Annotated in this window: 14 protein-coding genes; 7 read left to right on the plus strand and 7 right to left on the minus strand. The window is 45.2% G+C overall.

Annotation, left to right across the window (positions count from 1 at the left end; translation table 11 throughout):
- Positions 1-186: 186 nt before the first annotated feature.
- Positions 187-1,002 (minus strand): 2,3,4,5-tetrahydropyridine-2,6-dicarboxylate N-succinyltransferase, encoded by an 816-nt coding sequence (locus IC230_RS15945; RefSeq protein WP_191040033.1) that lies wholly within the window; start codon positions 1,000-1,002, stop codon positions 187-189.
- A 1,006-nt stretch (positions 1,003-2,008) separates the two neighbouring features.
- Here IC230_RS15945 and gap point away from each other — a divergent pair.
- Positions 2,009-3,004, plus strand: coding sequence for a type I glyceraldehyde-3-phosphate dehydrogenase (gap, locus tag IC230_RS15950; RefSeq protein ID WP_191040034.1), 996 nt, complete (start codon positions 2,009-2,011; stop codon positions 3,002-3,004).
- A gap of 94 nt (positions 3,005-3,098) precedes the next feature.
- Here gap and trmB read toward each other — a convergent pair whose 3' ends face one another.
- From trmB to IC230_RS15965, 3 genes are read right to left on the minus strand one after another with little or no spacing between them, the layout of a single operon-like run.
- Complete coding sequence (gene trmB / locus IC230_RS15955; protein ID WP_191040035.1) at positions 3,099-3,761, minus strand: tRNA (guanosine(46)-N7)-methyltransferase TrmB; 663 nt, start codon at positions 3,759-3,761, stop codon at positions 3,099-3,101.
- Complete coding sequence (locus tag IC230_RS15960; protein WP_191040036.1) at positions 3,761-5,047, minus strand: bifunctional folylpolyglutamate synthase/dihydrofolate synthase; 1,287 nt, start codon at positions 5,045-5,047, stop codon at positions 3,761-3,763. Before IC230_RS15960 ends, trmB begins: the two co-directional genes overlap by 1 nt.
- Entirely contained in the window at positions 5,048-5,989 is a 942-nt protein-coding gene (locus tag IC230_RS15965) for an energy transducer TonB (protein ID WP_191040037.1), read from the minus strand.
- A gap of 179 nt (positions 5,990-6,168) precedes the next feature.
- On the opposite strand from IC230_RS15965, the gene menD reads away from it, so the two are divergent.
- The 3 genes from menD to IC230_RS15980 all read left to right on the plus strand — a co-directional run bounded on the left by menD (position 6,169) and on the right by IC230_RS15980 (position 10,459).
- On the plus strand, positions 6,169-7,923 hold the full coding sequence (gene menD / locus IC230_RS15970) for a 2-succinyl-5-enolpyruvyl-6-hydroxy-3-cyclohexene-1-carboxylic-acid synthase (RefSeq protein ID WP_191040038.1): 1,755 nt from the start codon (positions 6,169-6,171) through the stop codon (positions 7,921-7,923).
- A gap of 95 nt (positions 7,924-8,018) precedes the next feature.
- On the plus strand, positions 8,019-9,623 hold the full coding sequence (locus tag IC230_RS15975; RefSeq protein ID WP_191040039.1) for a serine hydrolase: 1,605 nt from the start codon (positions 8,019-8,021) through the stop codon (positions 9,621-9,623).
- A gap of 62 nt (positions 9,624-9,685) precedes the next feature.
- Entirely contained in the window at positions 9,686-10,459 is a 774-nt protein-coding gene (locus IC230_RS15980; protein ID WP_191040040.1) for a hypothetical protein, read from the plus strand.
- Positions 10,460-10,481: 22 nt separating this feature from the next.
- Here the strand turns inward: IC230_RS15980 and IC230_RS15985 are convergent, their stop codons facing one another.
- The gene (locus IC230_RS15985) at positions 10,482-11,561 is read right to left on the minus strand and encodes a tetratricopeptide repeat protein (protein WP_191040041.1); all 1,080 of its coding nucleotides are present in this window, start codon (positions 11,559-11,561) and stop codon (positions 10,482-10,484) included.
- Positions 11,562-11,589: 28 nt separating this feature from the next.
- Between IC230_RS15985 and IC230_RS15990 the strand changes: the two genes are divergently transcribed.
- The gene (locus IC230_RS15990; RefSeq protein ID WP_191040042.1) at positions 11,590-11,838 is read left to right on the plus strand and encodes a hypothetical protein; all 249 of its coding nucleotides are present in this window, start codon (positions 11,590-11,592) and stop codon (positions 11,836-11,838) included.
- Between the two features lie 109 nt (positions 11,839-11,947).
- On the opposite strand, the gene IC230_RS15995 is transcribed toward IC230_RS15990, so the two are convergent.
- Positions 11,948-12,691, minus strand: coding sequence for a hypothetical protein (locus IC230_RS15995; RefSeq protein ID WP_191040043.1), 744 nt, complete (start codon positions 12,689-12,691; stop codon positions 11,948-11,950).
- Positions 12,692-13,123: 432 nt separating this feature from the next.
- Here IC230_RS15995 and IC230_RS16000 point away from each other — a divergent pair, with 432 nt between their 5' ends.
- Both IC230_RS16000 and cobA read left to right on the plus strand, forming a co-directional pair.
- Positions 13,124-15,274 (plus strand): nitrite/sulfite reductase, encoded by a 2,151-nt coding sequence (locus tag IC230_RS16000; protein WP_191040044.1) that lies wholly within the window; start codon positions 13,124-13,126, stop codon positions 15,272-15,274.
- Between the two features lie 89 nt (positions 15,275-15,363).
- Entirely contained in the window at positions 15,364-16,116 is a 753-nt protein-coding gene (cobA, locus tag IC230_RS16005) for a uroporphyrinogen-III C-methyltransferase (RefSeq protein ID WP_191040045.1), read from the plus strand.
- Positions 16,117-16,296: 180 nt separating this feature from the next.
- Here the strand turns inward: cobA and hisS are convergent, their stop codons facing one another.
- Positions 16,297-17,685: a histidine--tRNA ligase gene (gene hisS / locus IC230_RS16010; protein WP_191040046.1), complete on the minus strand. Its 1,389-nt coding sequence runs from the start codon at positions 17,683-17,685 to the stop codon at positions 16,297-16,299.
- Positions 17,686-17,702 lie beyond the last annotated feature (17 nt).

Below are 17,702 nucleotides of genomic sequence, written 5' to 3' on the forward strand. Positions count from 1 at the left end.
TGTATATTGTTTAATACAACAAATATAAACGTAAATAATTTACATATACTATATTAACTTTTTTAGTTTACGTGTAAAAAAGACAATGCTACATTATACAATTGTGTAATGTAGCATTGTTAATAATACTCATGTATATTGACGTTGTTAACTATAGTGGTATGTAAATCACATTAATTGTTCAATTTACACGGAAACACTATTTTCACGCAGTGCATCATTCAATGATGTTTTCAGATCAGTAGACGATTTTCGCTGGCCTATAATGATGGCACAGGGTACATGAAATTCGCCAGCTGGAAATTGTTTAGCATAACTACCAGGGATTACAACGGAGTTAGCAGGAACGTAACCTTTATATTCCACCGGGTTAGCACCTGTTACGTCAATGATTTTAGAAGACCCAGTGATAGTAACGCCTGCTCCTAATACCGCTCGTTTGCCAATTCGAGCCCCCTCAACAACAATACAACGAGAACCTATAAAGGCACCATCTTCAATAATTACGGGCGCAGCTTGTGGTGGTTCAAGAACGCCACCAATACCTACTCCCCCACTCAAATGAACATCTTTGCCAATCTGTGCGCAGCTACCGACCGTTGCCCAGGTGTCAATCATTGTACGCTCATCAATGTAAGCTCCAATGTTTACATAAGAAGGCATAAGGATTACTCCTGGGGCCTGGTATGATCCGTACCGTGCTACGGCTGGTGGAACAGCTCTGACTCCTGCTTCAGCGAAACTAGCTTTTAGAGGGATTTTATCATTAAAGGTGAAAATGCCAACTTTCTCCGTTTTCATTTGCTGACTAACGAAGTAGAGCAATATTGCTTTTTTTACCCATTCATTGACTGTCCATTCGCTGGTGTTATCAGTCGGTGGTGTAGCTACCCGGAGAACTCCCCTATCTAATTGACTAATAACATCCCGAACAATCTGTAGAGACTCGGGTTTAGTTAATAAGTCCCGGTTAGCCCATAAATTCTCAATTTCGCTGTTCATTTAAATAAAGTAATAGTTTTAAAAATAGCATATAACTATCTGGCTAATAATCAATTATATATATAGTCCAAATATTATTTTGTGAGCTATACTTAATTGAATTATGTGTTAGTTCTATGAATCAAAGGTAAGCATCTGACGTGTACAGTTGAAATATAGGAACACAAAAATATTTTTAAATAGAGTAAGCTTATTGAGTACTGTAGATTAAAAACTCGACTACTATTTTTTTCAAAGCGAGCCATCTCTAGTAACCTCCCTTCTAGATGTTTAGTTTATAGTTAGATGATGAGTACTCTTCCTTTTTATATTAACCTTCGAACAAAAGGGAAATCTCGCTAAAACTAAATATAGTTGAAGAAGTCCGGCCGGGTGATCAATCACGTCTGGTCGTAGTATCAATAAAATGAATACTATGGAATTGGTATGTTTCTAGCATCAAAGAACCGCTAACTAGTAAGCTTTTTGATGCTAGATGACTGTTGATATTTTTGATACAATTATTATCTCTGATCGACTAAGAAGCTGGTTTGAGTAAGCTAATTCTTATCTCTTACTCTGAAAATATAAGCATGTTAGTGTTATGGTTTGAATTATCAAGTGACACAATAATTCTTTCTCCAAATATGAGTGGTTGAACAAAATGGCATTATTTTACTAGAAAGCCTCTCTCCTACTATTTGGCTAATACAATGTATTGGAATCAATTGATACAGCATTAGTAATCGGCATATTGCACTTTTAGTAAAATTAGTAAGCATAGTTAGTATCTGGTAGAAATATTTAGTAAAATAGCAACTATATACTATAAACAACTAAAAATGTTGGCAATATAAGCGATAAAAGCTAAAATTTATAGCATAATACTACATATATACTAATATTATGCTAAAATATGTATTTATATTACTAAAAAACTCTTATATTTTGCTAAACAGACATTTTTAGTCCTGCCAATATTAATCAGTATATTTGACCCCTGAAAACAAACCAATTTTCTTTGTTCATGGAAAAAATACGTGTTGCAATTAATGGATTTGGCCGGATTGGTCGATTGTCCTTTAGAAGACTACTCGAAAAAGAAAACATTGAGGTTGTTGCTATAAACGATCTTACTGATAACGCAACCTTAGCCCACTTACTAAAATACGATTCAGTTCACGGTAAATTCGCTGGTGAAGTTTCTTCAGACAACGACAGCCTAACAGTAAACGGACAACGTATAAATGCTTACGCGGAACGGGATCCTAAAAACCTACCATGGAAAGACTTAAGTGTCGATGTTGTGTTAGAATCGACTGGCCGTTTTGTTGATGAAGCCGGTGCTGGCATGCACCTGACCGCCGGCGCTAAAAAAGTAGTTATTTCTGCACCTGCTAAAGGAAACATTCCTACCGTAGTATTAGGTGTAAATGACGACACACTGACAGGAGAAGAAACCATTGTTTCTAATGCTTCCTGTACAACGAACTGCCTGGCTCCAATGGCTAAAGTTCTGGACGATGTTTTCGGTATCGAAAAAGGATACATGACAACAATCCATGCTTATACTGCCGACCAGAATCTTCAGGATGCTCCTCACTCAGATCTCCGCCGTGCACGGGCTGCTGCCTTATCTATTGTTCCTACCTCAACGGGAGCCGCCAAAGCTGTTGGCTTAGTTTTGCCACAACTAAAAGGAAAATTAGATGGCTATGCATTACGGGTACCAACACCAGATGGCTCACTAACGGATCTAACGGTTATCTTAAAGAAGCAGGCAACAGTTGAGGAAATAAACAATGCGATTAAAGAGGCCTCCGAAACAACATTAAAAGGCTTGTTGGAATACACAACTGATGAAATCGTTTCGATTGATATCGTTGGTAATCCACACTCGTGCATTTTTGATTCCAAGCTAACAACGGTAAATGGCACACTGGCTAAGGTTGTTGGCTGGTATGATAATGAGTTTGGTTACTCTAGTCGTGTTGCTGATTTAATTACAAAATTATTCAAGTAAGGTTTGTTAACAATGTAATCAATACTTATGTAAAAATACATTGTTAAACAGTTAGAGCTAATTTAATTAGTTAAACTAACGGGTGCGATAAATGTTATATCGCACCCGTTTTGCATTGTAAATAGTTAATTGTAAATCCTTTGTTGTAAAATAGCTCCTCGTACTTTGTTTTAATCCCTAAATGAATTGTATTCAATTGTGAATTGTATAGATCATATGTAAATTGTAAATTCACAAACCCGAACTCCTCAATCCTCTCTACACTGTACGCAAATAATTCGGGATTATCGGTTTTTAAATGAAGTGTACCATTCTGAGCCAGAAGCGTTTTATAAATAGTTAGAAAGCGCGGATGCGTCAAGCGATGCTTTTCTTGTCTGGGACGTGGCTGTGGATCGGGAAACGTAATCCAGATCTCGTTTACTTCAGCTGGCTGGAAGAATTCCGTCAGAAAATTGATGTCTGTTCGTAAGAATGCTACGTTCGTCAGACCCAGATTTTGAGCCGCTTTAGAGCCACGAGCAATGCGATCGCCTTTAATATCTACACCAATAAAGTTAGTGTCAGGAAACGCCTGCGCAAGGCCAATTGTGTATTCACCCTTCCCACAGGCTAACTCAAGAACAATTGGATTATCGTTACCAAAATAGTCCTGTCGCCAGCGACCTCGAATCGTTTTATACAGGGGCTTACCTACTTCAATAACATTAGCACTTCCGGCATTGTGCAGAAACCGGTGGGTTTTACGACGCGTCACTATAAATTGGTTAATTCAGCAATGGTATAATTACTTCCCGTAATGAGGATCAGATCACTCGATGAAGCCTCCTGTAAGGAAGTTGCCAGAGCCTCATTGACATCAACGAAAGCTTCGCCAACTCGCCCCAGTTGGGCTGCTTCTCGCTGCAATTCATCAACGGGCAATGATCGGGGCGTTTGCGCCTGACAGAAATAATAAACGGCCGATTGAGGCAATACCTCCAGCACGTTCGTACGATCTTTATCGGCCACCATCCCGATGACAATCCGCAACGTATCATAAGACAGCGTTCGAACCGTTTCGAATAAGGCGACTAAACCCGCCTGATTGTGGGCGGTATCGGCAATAACACGGGGATACTCCTGTAAGATTTGAAAACGTCCCTTCAGACCAGTCAACGACGTGACGGAAGCTAAGGCAGATCGTTCGTCAGTAGTCGATACCGGATAGGTTGATTGCAGTTCCTCTACTGTGGCCAGAACAGCGGGTAAGTTACGTAGTTGGTAACTTCCCAGCAGGTCTAAACTAAACGGTTGTAAAGGCGCCTTATCGTGTGCTACAAGAACGTGTCGACGTCCCTGCACCACGCCACCATCCTGGATGGAATACTGTTGATCAGCCTGGATAATCGGTGCCTGGACAGACTTCGCTACGTTCAGAAAAACATCCAGGGTTTCAGCCTGCGTTTCGCCAATAATAGCGAGGATTCCGGGTTTGATTATGCCTGCTTTTTCACTGGCAATCTGTGGTAGCGTATCGCCTAATATATCGGTATGATCAAGGCCAATATTCGTGATGACCGAGGCTACGGGCGTAATGACATTCGTTGAATCTAACCGGCCTCCCAGCCCTACTTCAATGATGGCTAAATCAACGGACTGCCGGGCGAAAAAATCAAACGCCATAGCGACGGTTACCTCAAAAAACGATGGCTCAATCGATTCGATCAGGTTCTGATTTTGGGTCACAAACCGGGCAACTTCCTCTTCTGAGATGGGTTGCCCATTCAGTCGAATCCGTTCCGTAAATGCTTTCAGATGGGGTGATGTATACAACCCAACCCGGTACCCTGCCGACTGATAAATGGCCGCCAGCATGTGCGATGTACTCCCTTTTCCATTCGTTCCCGCCACATGAATGCTGCGAAATTTCTGGTGCGGATTGTCAAGCGCTTCGCATAAAGCGAGCGTATTGCCTAATCCGGGCTTAATCGCTTTGGCACCGATTCGATGAAAAACGGGGAGCCGACTATATAAATAATCGATCGCTTCCGGGTACTGCATTTACTTAGAGGTAATGATGAATGAAATGGTTCCGGTTGCCGTCGGCGGGGTCGCTCCTCCTTTTGGGCGAAGCCGAAGCTTCTGTACGGCTCTTTTATAAACCTCAACAACCGATGGACTCACTGTAGTTTGACGAGTCTGAACACTAGTAATTTCGCCATCAGCGTCTACAGTTATTTTAAAGACAATTTTGCCCGTTTCATCTGAATCATCATTGACACTCGGCCGATTCGCCAGTGACCAACCCGATACGTCGAAGGCTACGCCTGTTGCCGCGCCCCCGGGTGTACCATAAAATTCCTTTGCATTAATTTTGCCATTGGGATTTCCCTTGTCACCTACCCCATTGGCATCATCCCCGTTGTTGTTGCCTCCGGTGCCGGAGGCTTTCCCTATGGTGCCGTTCGAGCCCCCCCCGCCCGACGACTTTTTGAAGAGTGCATCATTATTTACAGTTTCCACCTTTTTCGCCGGAGCTGGTGGAGCTGGCTTTTCTACCGGCGCCGTTGCTTTGGGCGATTCGACTCGCTTCGGTTCTGGTCGCTCCGGCGTGGTAACCGGGCTCTCGGCTTTACTGGCAATAATTGGTTTTTCCGTCGCTGTTTTCGCCGGTTTCGCATCCTCCACCTTAGGAGTGGGGGTTACGCGCGCCCGCTCAACACGAGGGGGCGTATTTTCCTTAGGATTAGGTCGCTTTTCAGCTGGTTTCTTTTCTTCCGCGTCAAGGGATGGAGACGGTTTGTTGTGCGTCTGAATCCGTCCACTACCGCGATTATCGGTACCAAAGTTCACCTCCACGAACTGAATCGGGGGTGGATTTGGAATCGTTTGCGAGAGATGTACCAGGAGCAGGATCGCCACGATCACCACGTTGATGATAACGGCTCCAGCCAGGGATTTTACCCGAATGTCGTCCTCGTTCTCGAACAGAATACGGTTCATGGATCAGGGATAATTGGTATATGAGTTAATACTATAACGTTGCGGTAAGCCGCTTCGTTTATACGTACCTAATTCGCTTGCTCACTCTTTTTAGCAAAGTAACGCAAAATACTAACTAGTTGCCCGGCAAGACATTCGCTTTCCGAATTATGTTTGCATACTAATCGTTTATTTATTGTATGCCTGTTCTCCAACCCATCGTCAATCTGGCTGAACTTCTGTATCAGAAAGGAATTGCCGACATCATCGTTTGCCCCGGTTCCCGCTCGGCTCCGTTAACCCTGGCAGTTGCCCGACATCCGAAGTTACGGGTACGGGTTATGGCCGACGAACGATCAGCGGGTTTCGTTGCCTTGGGTATCGCTCAACAAAGTCAAAATACCGTAGCCATTATCTGTACGTCGGGAAGTGCTACGTATAATCTGTCTCCCGCCGTAGTGGAAGCGTTTTTTCAGCAGGTTCCACTCCTACTCTTAACGGCCGATCGACCGCACGAATGGCTGCATCAACAGGATGGTCAGACAATCAATCAGATAGACCTCTTCGGACCTCACGTTAAACGCAGTTTTGATTTACCCGCTGATTATGCCCATTCCGATTCCCGCTGGTATATCGAACGCTCGATCAACGAAGCTGTTACGTTGAGTCGATTGGCTCCAGTCGGTCCTGTACACATAAACGTACCCGTACGGGAGCCGTTTTACCCAGCGGCTGATGAACCGTTTCAGTACGGCCCTGTCCGTGTCATCGATACGTTGTCGGCTATGCCTGCACTGCCGACGGAAACCTGGCATGCTCTACTAGGCGAATGGGATGAGAGCGAACGGACGTTAATCGCCGTTGGGCAGATCCCCAGACACCCTGATTTATTGAACGTACTGCAAAAAATAAGCGATGAGTTCGGCATACCCATAGTTGGCGAGATAATCAGCAATCTCCCTGTTAATGAGACCTTTATTACCCATAGCGATACGTTCCTAACACTGTTAGATGAAGAAAACGGAAAGCGGTTACGCCCTGATTTACTGATCACCATTGGGAATTCGTTCCTGACCCGAAACCTGAAAACGTTTTTTCGTACCTACCCCGCTCGTCGCCACTGGCACATTCAACCAACCGTCGATCGGATCAATGATTCGTTCCAGAGTTTGACAACGCTTATTCCGGCAGACCCGTTACAATTCCTGGAAAAACTGTTTGCGGATGTCGATTATCAGCGGTTTTTACAAGGCGATGATGACAATGATGCGAATGAGTTTCTGTCCCGCTGGCAACAGGCAGACCGTCAGGCAACCCGGCTCGTCGAGAAAATCCTATCGACTCCTGATCAACCCATGACTGACTGGTCGGCGACTCAGTTGATTCTAGAACGTATACCCGAAAACTCTATTCTCCAGTTAGCCAATAGCATGCCCGTTCGCTACGCAAATTATTGTGGCGTCCGGGAAGAACAGGGAATCAGCGTTGCCTCCAATCGCGGGGTTAGTGGGATTGATGGCTGCCTGAGTACAGCCGTCGGGGCTGCCCTGGCAACCGACCAGATCGTTACGGTGCTCATCGGTGACGTAGCGTTTTTTTATGATCGGAATGCACTCTGGTCGGCTCCGGTCCCGCCTAACTTACGGATTGTTTTACTAAATAATGATGCCGGTCATATTTTCCGAATCATTGACGGGCCGGGCCAGCAACCCGAACTGGAAACTTATTTCGAAACACCCCACGGGTACACAGCTAAACATACAGCCGCCGACGCCCACGTAACGTATCAGGTATGCGACTCGCTGGAAACCCTCCGCTCGCTCCTACCCGATTTCTTCCAACCCAGTGCAACAGCAAAGCTTCTCGAACTGACAACGAATAAAGATCGAAATCAGGAACAGTTCATAACTTATAAAACGCAGCTAAAAGAGTTACAGAAAAAGCCTTTGAACTAAAACTATAGTTATAGTTACATAATTGCTAATTTTCCTCGCATTGTTATCAAATCGAACTTGTTTTCAATGTAACGTCAGTCTTCCTTTCACTCGCCATGACAATACATAGCCGTCAATCCTCAATTTATTTTACCCTCCTCTACTTCGGAATTGGGCTTTTGTTGGTACATGCCCAACCTATCTCCTCCCCTCAGATCGATGCCCTGGTGCAGCGTACGCTAACGACTTTCGATGTACCGGGCATTGCCGTCGCGGTCGTTAAAGATGGAAAAGTCATTCATAGCAAAGGATACGGTGTTCGCTCCCTGAAGACCAACGAGAAGGTTGACGAAAACACATTGTTTGGCATTGCTTCCAATTCAAAAGCGTTTACGGCAGCCTCTCTGGGAATATTGATGGACGAAGGGAAACTGAAATGGGACGATAAGGTCATTGACTACATACCCGAGTTTCATATGTACAACGCCTATGTAACGGAGGAGTTTACAATCCGGGATTTATTGACCCACCGAAGCGGCCTGGGCCTGGGTGCCGGCGATCTGATGTTCTGGCCCGATTCAAGCAATTTTACCATGAAAGACATTATTCATAATCTGCGGTATCTAAAACCGGTTTCGGGATTTCGGACGAAGTATGATTATGATAACCTATTATATATGGTAGCGGGTGAAGTGATCGAACGGGTCAGCGGCAAAAGCTGGGAAGCGTTTGTGGAAGAACGGATCATGAAACCGCTTGGGATGAACCGTAGCGCGGGTACGTATAGTCGACTGGCTGATAAAGCGAATGTCATTGATGCGCACGCGCCGGTAAATGGAAAAGTGCAGGTTATTAGCCGGGATATATTTCGGTTTGGTAATTCGGCGGGTGGGATCAACTCCAGTGTAGCGGATATGAGCAAGTGGGTGATTACTCAGTTGAACCGGGGGAAATACGGCGAAAACCTCAGCAAGCAGTTGTTCAGCGAAAAAGTCCATGCCGATATGTGGTCGTCCCAAACAATCCTGCCGGTCAGCCCGACACCGGTTCCGCCCTACAACACCCATTTCTCCGCTTATGGGTTAGGTTGGGGATTAAGTGATGTAAACGGGTACAAACAGGTTACGCACACAGGTGGCCTGGCAGGCATGGTTACCCAGGTTACGTTGCTTCCAGAACGTCAGTTGGGGATTATTGTCTTTACCAATCAGCAATCCGGCGCGGCTTTTAGCGCTATCACCAATACCATCAAAGACAGCTATTTAGGTATTCAACCAACGGACTGGATAAAAGTATACAGCGAACGGGTGAAAAAAGGGCAGGACGAAGCGGGTAAAATTACGAACGATATCTGGGCCTCGATCGAGAAAGAACAGAAAACCAATGTAGCTAAAATCGATTTCGCTTCCTTTACGGGTACGTATCGGGACAACTGGTTTGGGGACGTAATAATCAGCCAGAGGAATGAGAAACTGTGGTTCCAGTCGTTACGCTCCCCTAAACTGACGGGAGAACTATTCTTTTACAAAAACAATACGTTCATTGTGAAGTGGACCAACCGGAGTTTTGATGCCGATGCCTACGTTACGTTCCGGACCGATGAGAACCAAAAACCGGCCTCCATTAACATGAAGCCTATTTCCCCGCTCACGGATTTCAGCTTTGACTTTCAGGATCTTGATTTACAGCGGGTAGTCACTGAAAATGAAACAAAAAAGTAGGCCTTCACTCCAACGATTATCGTAGCGGTTGGGTCTTGAGGGTATAACCCAATCTCGTTCGTATGAAAACCTGTTTACTTTTCCTATTTCTCATTGTCTGGACAGCCTGTCAATCGAATGAACCCGATTCGTTTAGTATTGAGCCCCAATTAAGCACATACTCAGATGAAGCTCCTGTGACTCAGAAGATGTTCTGTAACTCAGTCAATTGTGAGAATCCGATCAATCAGGAAATCTATACGTACCACCCAGATGGTCGACTGAGTCGCATTGATCAATTTGGCCGAATGACAACCGGTAAACTGGAGATGGTTTCCTATACGGATTATCGATATACCTCAACCGGGCAACTGAGTGGCAAGATTCGGTACGGCAAATATGGCACTGATTCTAAATGGGTAACCTACGATGAATCGGAGTACGTTTATACAAATGGCGTTTTAAGTCAGGAGCGAACCTATTTCAATCAGCATTCTCCTGAACAGCGCATCCTGACGGGCCAGGTCATCTATGACTTTAAAGACGGGCAGAAAACAGGGCAAACCTGGTACGATGCCCAATACAACCTATCCCGTCGGGTAGTATACACTTACCAACGTACTACGTTGGTTAAAGAAACCTGGTACAGTGCAACCGATACCGTAATGCGTCGGTTTGAGCATCGATTCGCGGGGAATATCCGTCAGATTAGTGAATATATACCAAATTCTGCCGAACAGATTTCAATGGTTGAAAAAACCTACGATGCTCAGGGACGGCTTACCCGTGAAGAAACGAAAGTCATTAATCCTCTCCTTTGTTTGATGCAGGCAGGCGTTATTCGCTACGTATATTGACAGAACACTTATCGTCACGTTCTCAGAGACACTGTAATGCTCGTTGTTTGATAGCCAGGTCATCGTTTGCTAACTCGCCCCGTTGCCAGGCTTCGCAGGCCCTGGCTCTATTCCCTTTCGCCATTTCAACCATACCTATATAATAATAGAGCTGATCGACAGAAGCGTCTAATTTTTCGGCTATTCGGAATTCGGTCAGTGCTTTATCAGATTGCTTTTGACCCAGCCAATATAAGCCCAGAGTTTGATGCGCCCAGGCGTTCTGACTATCGCGTTGTAGAGATTCCTGCACCAGTGGAAATGCTTCGGATGGTCGATTTAATTTGAGCAATAAATACGCTTTGTTGTTCAGATAATAAGGTTGGCGTGGCTGTAATTCCAGAGCTTGTTCAACGTAGGTTAACGCGTCGGCATAGTTCCCACGATGGGCAAGCAACAAACTTAGGTTATTTAGCGCGGCATCCTGTTTCGGGTTTAGCTGTAAGGCCCTTCGGATGTCTGCTTCAGCAGGCTGATAGGCTTTTTGGCTGTAATACAAGGCTCCCCGATTCGTCAGCGCTTCTACATTATCATTCTTGAGCTGCAAGGCACGATCATACGCGCTTTGCGCGTCGGACAGCTTGGTAAGTCTGACATACGTATCACCTAAACGAACTTGATAAAAGGTCGAATCCCGGTATTGTTTCTCAACTCGCTGTAAATCGCTTAAACTCCCACCAGGATCGCCAGTCTCCAGCCGCGCTTCTGCCCGATTAAAATAAGCCGTGTTAAAATCAGGATCAATGTCGAGGGCACGCGTATAGTCGGCCAATGCCCCCTCCCGATCATCATTTCGAAATTTTGCCAGTCCCCGGTTATTGTACGCATCCGCAAAATCCGGCTTTTTCGTGATTGCTTCAGAATAATAGCGAATTGCCTCTTTATACTCACGTTTTTGCAGTTGTACGTTACCCTTCAGAAAAAACTGAGCCGCTTCATCAGTAGCGTTGGAACAGGCGAGAAAGCAGACTGTAGCGTAAAGCATGAAGAATAACCAGGCGACAGGCCGGTAGCCAGTTGAGTTAGTTATCTTTGTGTTTCGAATCAGAAACCTACTTTTCATTATCAACGCTACATTAGTCACTACTACAATGCGTTTTGTTCAGGATATTCCGCACACTCAGTTCCGCATTGGCCTCTATGCCTGGAACGGTAAATATATTGTCAAAATTGAAGCTGGTCCTTATGAACAGACGTATAAGGTTAGCGAAATGGATTTACTAACGCCTGACGCCGTACCCACTCTGCTAGATGATGACTTTTTGACAAAGGTGACTGTTCGATTTCAGGAAATGGATACTGACTGGCAGGCAACAGGCGAACGTAATAACGTCTTTTAATTGCCACACCTGCTTTTTCATCTCACACGACCATAGACAAAACGCCCAGGAAAGATTGACTTGTTCTTTCCTGGGCGTTTTGATATTAGCTAACTGCGTAAACTAACCGTCAATCAGGCAGATTATAGGCTTCTTTAACAGCAGCATAATTGCTGTAATCAACAGCTCCCAAACGGCCACTTTTGGTGCTACCCGCTACAACCATAATCCGATACTGTGGTAACGTAGTGAATAGACCGCGATAGAATGCATCCGTTTGATTCACCAATTCAGATATTAAATTGAACTGCCCGGTCGATTCACTATACGAACCTGTCACCAAACTAATCATAGGCTTAAAATAATTCTGGCCTAGATAATCCGTCGTTATACGGTAAGTCGTATAGTCTGTCGCATTATTGGTCGTACGCCCTGGTATTTTAAGTCGACCAAAAGGTACTTCATTTTGAGTAATCCGTTCGACGAGCTGACCGTTTTGAAGCTGTCCAAATTTATAATACACATACACAAGACCTTGGTTTATAGCCGTTGTACTTAGTAAAGTATTATCCGTACTGGCTGGGCTTAGATCAACCTGCGTGCGTGAAGGGTATTTGTTAATAGTCCCATTAACATCAATGGCTTTCCAGTCGGTATACACAACGTTAGCATTCCCGGTTGGTCCTGTCGCCCCGGCTACACCGCTTGCGCCTGCCGGACCTGTTGCTCCAGCGGCTCCTGTAGCACCAGTAGCTCCTGTTGGACCAGCAGGCCCTTGTGGTCCTTCAGGCCCTTTGCAGGAAATAACCAGCATCAGTAGTAAAGTTGCCAGTCCAGCACCGGTTTGAACAAGATTTGAAAAACGTACTTTCATAGTTTTAATAGTTAAAATTAAAGTGAACAAGACAAGTTATATTAGATTGAAATACTCAAAGTTACTCAGACAGCTTAATCTTAAAAATTGTGTTAATATACTGCAAAGTTTTTCATTTTGCGTGTTAACACGAATTCAAACGATTTTTCGGCGAGCAAAACTACAATTAATAAATTGATGTTTACATGCTGACAAGCCCAGTTGATAAGACAAACTTCCCATAGGTTTTGTTTAGTACGATTATCAATGCGGACTGTTAGCTAATCGACCATAACGTATTATTATAGTCCATAACTATTAGTTGGGCATTGCTGGGATGCAATAAAGCAAATATTTAGTTACTATTGTATATCTAAAGCAATCCGCACGCTGGAACTACCCAGCGTTTCGTTTTAAGTTAATAGTTGATAAATCCTATAGAGAATATACCTTATGTCTATCCATTTGACTGAGGCTGTAAGCCAAGCCGCTCAACGTGACATTCTCGACCTTGAACGAAAAATCAGTTCGTTTCGTCAGGGCGATATAGCCGATGAAGCGTTTCGAAAATTCCGGCTTACCCGGGGCGTTTATGGTCAACGGCAACCGGGTGTACAGATGATTCGCATCAAGTTACCACACGGGCGAATCACAGCGAACCAACTCATCCGTATTGCCGATCTGTCGGACAAGTTTGCTACGGGAAATCTTCATGCGACTACCCGTCAGGATATTCAGCTCCATTTTGTGAAACTAGCCGATTCTCCCCAATTGTGGGCTGATCTCGAAGATGCGGGTATTACCCTTAAAGAAGCTTGTGGCAACACAGTCCGCAACGTAACGGGCTCAGCCAGGGCGGGAATTGATCCAGAAGAACCGTTTGACATTACACCGTATGCCCACAGCATTTTCGATTATTTCCTGCGAAATCCTATCTGTCAGGATATGGGTCGAAAATTCAAGATTTCCCTTTCGTCAAGTGAAAAGGATTCGGCTTACGGGTATATGCATGATGTGGGCTTAGTGGCTCGTCTGCAGGAGGGTAAACGAGGCTTTAAGGTCATGCTGGGAGGAGGCTTAGGTGCTCAGCCCTTTGCTGCCCAAACGGCGTTTGAATTTCTGGAAGAGGACCGGGTCATTCCATTCATCGAGGGGGTTATTCGTGTGTTTGATCGGTACGGCGAACGCCAGAAACGCCACAAAGCCCGAATGAAATACCTGCTCAATGATATTGGCCTGGAGGAATTAGTACGTCGGATTGCAGAGGAAACCCCCGCGCTTCGGTCTAAAACGTTTGTGATAGACGAAACATCGGGTAATTCGTTATTTGCTCCCCCCCTTGCAGCACGTATTGATGCGCCCGCACTCGATATGCAAACGGATAATGAACGATTTAATCGTTGGCTGAAAACGAATGTCTTTGAGCAGAAACAGGCTGGTTGGTATGCCGTTCAGCTACGTGTATTGTTGGGTGATATGCATTCTGATACAGCTCGTGCATTAGCCCAGGTTGTTAAGCAGTATGCTGCCGACGATATACGAGTAACTGTTAATCAAGGCTATTTGCTGCGGTTTATTAAACCAGAAGATTTACCCGCTGTGTTTGAAGCGCTTGATGCGTTAGGCCTGGCCGAACCGGGTTTCGACACGACCGCCGATATAACAACCTGCCCTGGAACGGATACCTGTAACCTGGCTATTTCGAGCAGTTACGGAATTACCCGGGCGTTGGAACAGATGATGCATGAGGAGTTTCCGGACCTGGTCTTCAACGACGACATCAAAATCAAGATCTCAGGTTGCATGAACGGGTGCGGTCAGCACTCCGTAGCGAACATTGGTTACCACGGCTCATCACTTAAAAATGGGGCTTATGTCTTGCCTGCATTACAGGTGTTGCTGGGTGGTGGATTCAATGGTAAGGGCGAAGGACTTATCGCCGATAAAGTCATCAAAATTCCGGCGAAACGCGGGCCGGATTCGCTACGGTTCTTACTCCGCGATTTTGAGGCCAATGCTTTCGATGGCGAGTACTATAGCGATTACTACGCCCGGCAGGGGAAGAACTATTTTTATCAGTTGTTAAAGCCTCTGGCCGATCTCAAAACCCTTGTTGACAGCGATTATATTGACTGGGATCATACCGAACAGTACGTTACCGAAGTCGGTATTGGTGAGTGCGCCAGCGTCCTGATCGACCTTGTGGCCACAACCCTAACCGAAGCGGGTGAAAAATTAGGCTGGGCACGGGAAGCGTTATCGGAAAGTCGATGGGCCGATGCATTGTATCATGCTTACAACGTATTTATTACGGGTGCCAGGGCGGCCCTGATGAGCCGATCTATTCCTACGAACACGCAACATGGTATTGTGAGCGATTTCGACAATACATTCGTTGGCGAACCGGATTTTCATCAGGCAGAAGGTGAATTTAAAGGGCTGGTTTTCAGCATCAATAAACAAGGACCTTCCGAAGTTTTTGCGGTTCAGTTTATTGCACAGGCCGAAGCGTTCCTGCAAGCGGTTCAAACCTACCGCGAGATGCAAATCGAAGCGGAAGGTCTTCCCGAATTGCAGGAGCTTTCCCAGGCCCAGGATAGCTGACGATGAATGATGAATTGTGAATGATCCATGATGAGGATAACCTCGCAATCAGGCATTCATAATTCATCATTCATAATTTATCATTAAATATGAAACTTACTCTAGTAGGAGCCGGGCCGGGAGACCCAGACCTAATCACTGTGAAAGGAGTCCGAGCGCTACAGCAGGCTGACGTCGTGATGTATGACGCTCTGGTTCATCCCGATTTACTTGATTATTGCCGTCCGGATACGCTCAAGGTCTATGTAGGCAAACGCCGGGGTGCTTACTCCTGCGTTCAGGAAGACATTAATCCCTTACTTGTTCATTATGCTCAACAATATGGCCACGTTGTGCGGTTAAAAGGCGGAGATTCGTTCGTGTTTGGGCGCGGCTATGAAGAAATTGAATTCGCTCGCCAGCATGGGATCGAAACCGTCGTTATTCCAGGTCTTTCCAGCAGTTATGCTGTGCCTGCATCGGCCGGTGTTCCCTTAACTACGCGGGGCATATCCGAAAGTTTTTGGGTAGTAACCGGAACAACAAAAGCGGGACAACTCTCCGCCGATCTTCAGTTAGCGGCTCAGTCATCTGCAACGGTAGTCGTGCTCATGGGCATGCATAAATTAGCCGACATCATGGCCGTCTTCGCTAATTGCGGCAAGTCCTGTACGCCTGTCGCGATTATTCAGAATGGTACTCTACCCGAACAGCAGACCGCATTTGGACGGGTCGATACAATTGTCGATCAGGTAGCCCAACAAGGTATCGATAATCCAGCCATTATTATCATTGGCGACGTTAGTGCGCTGGGGGATCCTAAGCGCCAAGCGGCTTTATCAGTCCTGAGTGTGAATAGCTGAACGATACGTTCCCGTTAGTTGGTCAGCAACTCGCTTCTTAAATAGCACTGGCGATAAAATGCCTTAAGGCTTTTTTATCATAAAGTGTATCTAACGAAAGTTCATTTTCGTTAGATACACTTCAGTTAATCATTGCTATACAATCACCTTGATAAAGAGTTGCAAAGTCAGTCAGTACAATTAAGCTTTGCAAGCTGACACTATAAACGCAACAACTTTATCCGCGCTTATTTTGTGCTGCTCGCCGGTGAGCATGTTTTTAACGGATAGCTCGCCTGTCTGTACTTCTTCCGAACCGATCAAGATTACAAATGGAACCTGCTTGGCATTCGCGTAGTCCAGCATCTTCTTTACTTTAGTAATATCAGGATACATTTCCGCCGTTATATCGGCTGTTCGTAACTGACGTAACACTGGCAAAGCTACTGTGCGGGCTTCTGCATCGAATGGCACAATAAGCACCTGCGTCCCCTGACCAGCATTCGGTGGAAAGAGGTTTAGTTCATCCATCACGTCATAGATGCGATCTACTCCGAACGAAATTCCTACCCCTGATAAACCTGGCATGCCAAACGCGCTGGTAAGGTTATCGTAACGTCCTCCCCCGCTAACGCTACCAATTTGTACACCGTTGGCTTTTACTTCAAAAATGGCACCCGTATAATACGATAGTCCACGAGCTAGCGTTGGATCAATATCAATGCGAGCATTTTCGAAACCGTACTGTTGTACTAACTCAAGTGTTTCTTTAAGTTCACCAATGCCTAACTGACCTATTTCCGATTTCCTCAGCTTATCTTCCAGAATGGTCAATACATTATCAGGATCTAGTTTTTGGAGAGAAAAGAGCGCTAATAGCTCATCAATGGACACTAATGACGCTTCGGAAAATCCCCTTTCTCGAAGTTCATCCAGTACTTTTTCTTTACCAATTTTATCTAATTTATCAATCGCGACACTTAGTGGACCTTCCTGCCCTGGTGCGCCAATCATTTCGGCAATTCCTGCCAGAATCTTACGATTATTAATTTTCAGCGTGAAATCCTGAATACCCAGGTTTTGAAAAACTTCGTGAATCATCAGGATGATCTCGGCCTCGCAAAGTAGCGAATCCGTTCCCACTACGTCAGCATCACACTGATAAAACTCCCGATAGCGGCCTTTCTGGGGTCGGTCGGCCCGCCAGACCGGCTGCATCTGATACCGTTTAAACGGCATGGTCAGGGCGTTACGATTCATGACCACGTAGCGGGCAAAGGGGACGGTCAGGTCGTAGCGTAGTCCTTTTTCGCTGATTTTAGGGGTTAACTTTTTTGAACCCTGCGCGACATCGAGTTCAGTCAGGTTGGCGGCAAAATCGCCGGAATTCAGGATTTTAAATAAGAGTTGATCCCCTTCATCGCCATATTTCCCCATCAGGGTAGACAGGTTTTCCATGGAAGGTGTTTCAAGGGGCTGAAAAGCAAATCGTTGGAATGTCTGACGAATCGTGTCAAAAATAAAAAGCCGTTTGCGCATTTGCTCCGGCCCAAAATCTCTTGTTCCTTTCGGTAAAGTGGGTTTTTGCATGGTGCAAAATTAAGCAG

Source organism: Spirosoma validum (genome assembly GCF_014699035.1).
Lineage (GTDB): Bacteria > Bacteroidota > Bacteroidia > Cytophagales > Spirosomataceae > Spirosoma > Spirosoma validum.

Coding starts and splice junctions, on each gene's coding strand:
- IC230_RS15945 (WP_191040033.1), bottom strand. CDS start 1,002: ATGAACAGCGAAATTGAGAATTTATGGGCTAACCGGGACTTATTAACT.
- gap (WP_191040034.1), top strand. CDS start 2,009: ATGGAAAAAATACGTGTTGCAATTAATGGATTTGGCCGGATTGGTCGA.
- IC230_RS15960 (WP_191040036.1), bottom strand. CDS start 5,047: ATGCAGTACCCGGAAGCGATCGATTATTTATATAGTCGGCTCCCCGTT.
- IC230_RS15965 (WP_191040037.1), bottom strand. CDS start 5,989: ATGAACCGTATTCTGTTCGAGAACGAGGACGACATTCGGGTAAAATCC.
- menD (WP_191040038.1), top strand. CDS start 6,169: ATGCCTGTTCTCCAACCCATCGTCAATCTGGCTGAACTTCTGTATCAG.
- IC230_RS15975 (WP_191040039.1), top strand. CDS start 8,019: ATGACAATACATAGCCGTCAATCCTCAATTTATTTTACCCTCCTCTAC.
- IC230_RS15980 (WP_191040040.1), top strand. CDS start 9,686: ATGAAAACCTGTTTACTTTTCCTATTTCTCATTGTCTGGACAGCCTGT.
- IC230_RS15985 (WP_191040041.1), bottom strand. CDS start 11,561: ATGAAAAGTAGGTTTCTGATTCGAAACACAAAGATAACTAACTCAACT.
- IC230_RS15990 (WP_191040042.1), top strand. CDS start 11,590: ATGCGTTTTGTTCAGGATATTCCGCACACTCAGTTCCGCATTGGCCTC.
- IC230_RS15995 (WP_191040043.1), bottom strand. CDS start 12,691: ATGAAAGTACGTTTTTCAAATCTTGTTCAAACCGGTGCTGGACTGGCA.
- IC230_RS16000 (WP_191040044.1), top strand. CDS start 13,124: ATGTCTATCCATTTGACTGAGGCTGTAAGCCAAGCCGCTCAACGTGAC.
- cobA (WP_191040045.1), top strand. CDS start 15,364: ATGAAACTTACTCTAGTAGGAGCCGGGCCGGGAGACCCAGACCTAATC.
- hisS (WP_191040046.1), bottom strand. CDS start 17,685: ATGCAAAAACCCACTTTACCGAAAGGAACAAGAGATTTTGGGCCGGAG.